The sequence below is a fragment of the Vibrio sp. V12_P9A6T4 genome, from assembly GCF_963874835.1.
Taxonomy (GTDB): domain Bacteria; phylum Pseudomonadota; class Gammaproteobacteria; order Enterobacterales; family Vibrionaceae; genus Vibrio; species Vibrio anguillarum.
The window spans coordinates 1-3798 of record NZ_CAWNJO010000006.1; the positions used below are offsets into that span (position 1 = coordinate 1).

General features: G+C 42.3%; 5 protein-coding genes, 1 pseudogene and 1 riboswitch. All 6 genes and pseudogenes read left to right on the top strand.

Going from position 1 to position 3798, the window contains the following annotated elements; translation table 11 throughout:
* The first annotated feature begins 328 nt into the window (after positions 1–328).
* On the top strand, positions 329–466 hold the full coding sequence (locus AACQ42_RS00095) for a hypothetical protein (RefSeq protein ID WP_013868191.1): 138 nt from the start codon (positions 329–331) through the stop codon (positions 464–466).
* 181 nt (positions 467–647) lie between these two features.
* A riboswitch (FMN riboswitch) is annotated at positions 648–804 on the top strand.
* 92 nt (positions 805–896) lie between these two features.
* On the top strand, positions 897–1553 hold the full coding sequence (gene ribB, locus AACQ42_RS00100; protein WP_094165910.1) for a 3,4-dihydroxy-2-butanone-4-phosphate synthase: 657 nt from the start codon (positions 897–899) through the stop codon (positions 1551–1553).
* A 335-nt stretch (positions 1554–1888) separates the two neighbouring features.
* Positions 1889–2362 (top strand): annotated as a pseudogene (locus AACQ42_RS17555) (methyl-accepting chemotaxis protein); the annotation flags it as partial.
* Between the two features lie 42 nt (positions 2363–2404).
* Positions 2405–2785: a CZB domain-containing protein gene (locus AACQ42_RS17560; protein ID WP_405054803.1), complete on the top strand. Its 381-nt coding sequence runs from the start codon at positions 2405–2407 to the stop codon at positions 2783–2785.
* A 119-nt stretch (positions 2786–2904) separates the two neighbouring features.
* Positions 2905–3387 (top strand): YehS family protein, encoded by a 483-nt coding sequence (locus AACQ42_RS00110; RefSeq protein ID WP_038148283.1) that lies wholly within the window; start codon positions 2905–2907, stop codon positions 3385–3387.
* Between the two features lie 217 nt (positions 3388–3604).
* Positions 3605–3798, top strand: a 194-nt coding sequence (gene tnpA, locus AACQ42_RS00115) for an IS200/IS605 family transposase (protein ID WP_141195658.1), incomplete at its 3' end; no start/stop codon positions are given.

Here is a 3798-nt window from a genome sequence, read left to right on the forward strand (position 1 = left end):
GGTCAGGCGTGTGTAATAACGTAATAAAGTAAGATCAGACACTCGCAAATCCTCTGGATGAAAGGGAAGAGATAGGCAGTTCAGTTCTTCGCACGGCCTTGCGCTTTGCCCTCCTTGATGGTCAAGTTGTTTGGGTATAGTAGCGAATTTATGAAGAACCAAATAAGAAATATTAATGATTATTTGTTCCTCATTTATTGATTTTTAGTTTTTAAATATCGTTTTAAGGCTAATTTCGATGATATGAGGAATTAAAAAATAAAAAATTCTCAGTTTTTGTATTCCTTGTTTTGATTCACAATCAACGCATCGATAGCTGAGGAGGTGAATGATGAACGACCCCATAACGACTGACACCAAACAGCCAACACCGCTGGCGATCTATTACCGCCAGCGTTTAGAAAAATCACGTAACCCTATAGAGGTAATGGCGATTTTAGCTCTGATTCATTTATGTCACTGGTGACCATGAATAAAGGCATCTTGCATACCCTAAACTCTTGAGTTAGCTATGCTCCTGTTACCCCCAACTGCATAATTGCAGGATGCCTTTCCTTTTCGATATACATCACTTTTTCTTCGTCCTACTTTTCATCTTTATTGTAAACGACTACCATGACATCGCTTTTTTAAAGCCAATTTATATTTTAAATTCTCAGGGCGGGGTGAAATTCCCCACCGGCGGTGTGTTTGTTTTTTCAGTTGAGAAGGCAGATGAGCCCGCGAGCGCTCGATGTATCGAGGTCAGCAGATCTGGTGAAAAACCAGAGCCGACGGTTATAGTCCGGATGAGAGAGAATGAAGAGACGCCAGTTAGTTCGCTAGCTGGTGCAATTTGTTTTGGATTTGATCCCTCATAGCAGCCCTGATTCTGGTGATTTTTTAGGAGTACAACCATGAATCAGCTATCTCTACTTGCCAAATTTGGCGACCCTATTACTCGTGTTGAAAAGGCACTGTCTGCGCTGAAAGAAGGGCGAGGCGTGTTGTTGCTTGATGATGAAGATCGTGAAAATGAAGGAGATATCATTTATGCGGTTGAGTCACTGACCACACAACAAATGGCACTGATGATCCGTGAATGCAGTGGCATCGTCTGCCTATGTTTGACCGATGAACAGGCTAATCAATTGCAACTGCCCCCGATGGTAATGCATAACAATAGCACAAACCAAACCGCTTTTACTGTCTCGATTGAAGCAAAAACAGGTGTAACTACGGGCGTTTCAGCGCAAGACCGAGTGACCACAATAAAAACCGCGGCCCGCTTTGATGCTAAAGCCGATGATCTTGCACGCCCCGGCCATGTTTTTCCACTTCGCGCTCGGGCGGGGGGCGTTTTGGCTCGTCGTGGGCATACAGAAGGGACGGTTGATCTTATGCAAATAGCGGGTTTAATGCCTGCGGGCGTATTGTGTGAACTCACCAATCCTGACGGTTCCATGGCCAAAACACCCGAGATCGTTGCGTTCGGGCAAAAGCACAATATGCCTGTATTGACGATTGAAGATATGGTGCTGTATCGAACAAGACTTGAACTCAAACAGGCTTAATGAATGTCGAAGGGGGCTAGGTGCGCCCCTTCACATTACTCCGATTTAATCTGCTTATTTTGAAATGAGAAGTGCATAAAATTATTAACGTTCGATTAAACTTATGTAGATTGACGATGTTATTTTTGCCGAGGTTGAGCATGCTATTTAATAAGAAAATGCAAAAAGAAAATGATGATTTGAAGGCTCAGATAGCTGCATTACAAGCACAGCAAAGACTTGAGCAACAAAAGTGGCAAGATGAAATTCAGCAGCTAAAAGAACAGCTGGCCTTATTGCGTACATCAACTCAATTAGAGTCTGATTTGATGGCCAGTCATTTGAGTGGTAGCCACATGCTAGAAGCCATCCGTTCTGGTCTGGCTCACAATGCTGAGAATTTATTGCGTGAGAACGAATCACTGAAGCAACTGAATAGTATTTTTGGTCAGACAAGCACAGCAATTAATCACTTATCTTCTCGAGCAGAAAAAATTGCAGAATACGCTCACGCTAGTATGGAGTCGGTGACTGTTCTAGATAAAACAACCATTTCGATTGGCCAGTTAGTCGGCACGATCCAAGAGATTTCGCAACAGACCAATTTATTGGCACTGAATGCAGCTATTGAAGCGGCACGCGCAGGTGAAGCGGGTCGAGGTTTCGCGGTCGTGGCCGATGAAGTACGGGCATTAGCTTCCAAAGCCAATGATGCCAGCACTAAGATTGAATCTTTAGTTGGGCAAGTTCAGAACCAAACGGAAAGTATTAAAGGTTCAGTGAATCAGAGTCAAGAATGTGCAATCGAAGTAGAAAATGCTTCAAATGAATTAAAACAGACGGTAACAATCGTTTTAGACAAATCAAAACAAATGCAAGAAGTTATTCGTATTGCGACGGCGTGTTCTTTCCTTGATACGGTGAAATTGGATCACGCAGTTTGGAAAAATGAAGTGTACGATCACATCCTCAATCGTCGGTTTGAACATGGGATGAATACTCATCAAGAGTGCCGTCTAGGTAAATGGTATTTTGAGGGTGATGGTGCGCGTGAATACAGCCAGCTTCCCAGCTTTGCTGGTTTGAATGCTCCTCATAAGTTGGTGCATGATTCAGGAAAGAGTGCACTGAAGTCTGGTCAGAATGGTGATTGGACACAACTGATTAAGCAAGTTGATACTATGGAATTGGCCAGTAAATCGGTAGTTGATTCGATAGACCGATTACTAAAAGAGGTAGTAAACACACATTAAACTCAGACGGTATTACGTAAAATAGATAGGTGTCCGATCGCTCTTCTGCTACAGTGGCGCGCTATTTCTTCACAGTCTGTCATCTTGATGGCACTGGAAATCTAACCCTAGGATCTATTTTGACCAATAACGATATTTTACGCCGTATTCGCTACACTTTTGACTTTAAAGACTCAGCTATGGTTGAGATTTTTGCTGCGGCGGACGGCTGCGTTACTCAAGAGCAAGTGACTACTTGGCTAAACAAAGAGACGGAATCTGTGTTGAGTGATGTGGATCTAGCGATATTTCTCAATGGTTTAATCAATACAAAGCGTGGTAAACGCGATGGTGAACAACCTCAGCCTGAAACACGCTTAACCAATAATATGATTTTCATGAAATTGCGTATTGCGCTGGATATGAAAGCAGAAGATATTTTAGACACATTAGCTTTTATCGATTTTCGTTTAAGTAAGCACGAGCTCAATGCATTTTTCCGCAAGCCTGACAATAAACACTACCGTGAATGTAAAGATCAGATCCTGCGTAATTTTTTAATGGGTGTTCAGCGTCAACTGCGTCCAGAAGATAAACGCGAATATCAAGAAAAAATCGATTAAACCAAAGAAATCTTCTGTAAGTCATTAGGGATCTCTTCATTGAAAAAAGCCATGTTGACATGTAATGCCGTTCACTTAAGAGTGAACGGCATTTTTGTTGTCATCCCTAAACCACCGCCTTGGGCGGTGGTGATTCAACCTTGGGGCTATTGCCCGAAGGAGTGCCCATGCTAGAAGTAAACCTCTTATTCACCACAAGTAAGAGGAAACTAAAAACATGGGCGATTATAGAAGTTCATCACATGTATATTGGCGTTGCAAATACCACATAGTTTGGACACCGAAATACAGATTTAAGATCTTGAAAGGGAATGTAGGTAAAGAGCTTTATCGCTCAATCTATATTTTGTGCAATATGAAAGATTGTGAAGTCTTGGAATTAAATGTTCAGCCGGATCACGTTCACTTGGT

Excerpts from the sequence above, each read along its gene's own strand:
- AACQ42_RS00095 (WP_013868191.1), top strand. The coding sequence starts at position 329 with ATGATGAACGACCCCATAACGACTGACACCAAACAGCCAACACCGCTG.
- ribB (WP_094165910.1), top strand. The coding sequence starts at position 897 with ATGAATCAGCTATCTCTACTTGCCAAATTTGGCGACCCTATTACTCGT.
- AACQ42_RS17560 (WP_405054803.1), top strand. The coding sequence starts at position 2,405 with ATGCAAGAAGTTATTCGTATTGCGACGGCGTGTTCTTTCCTTGATACG.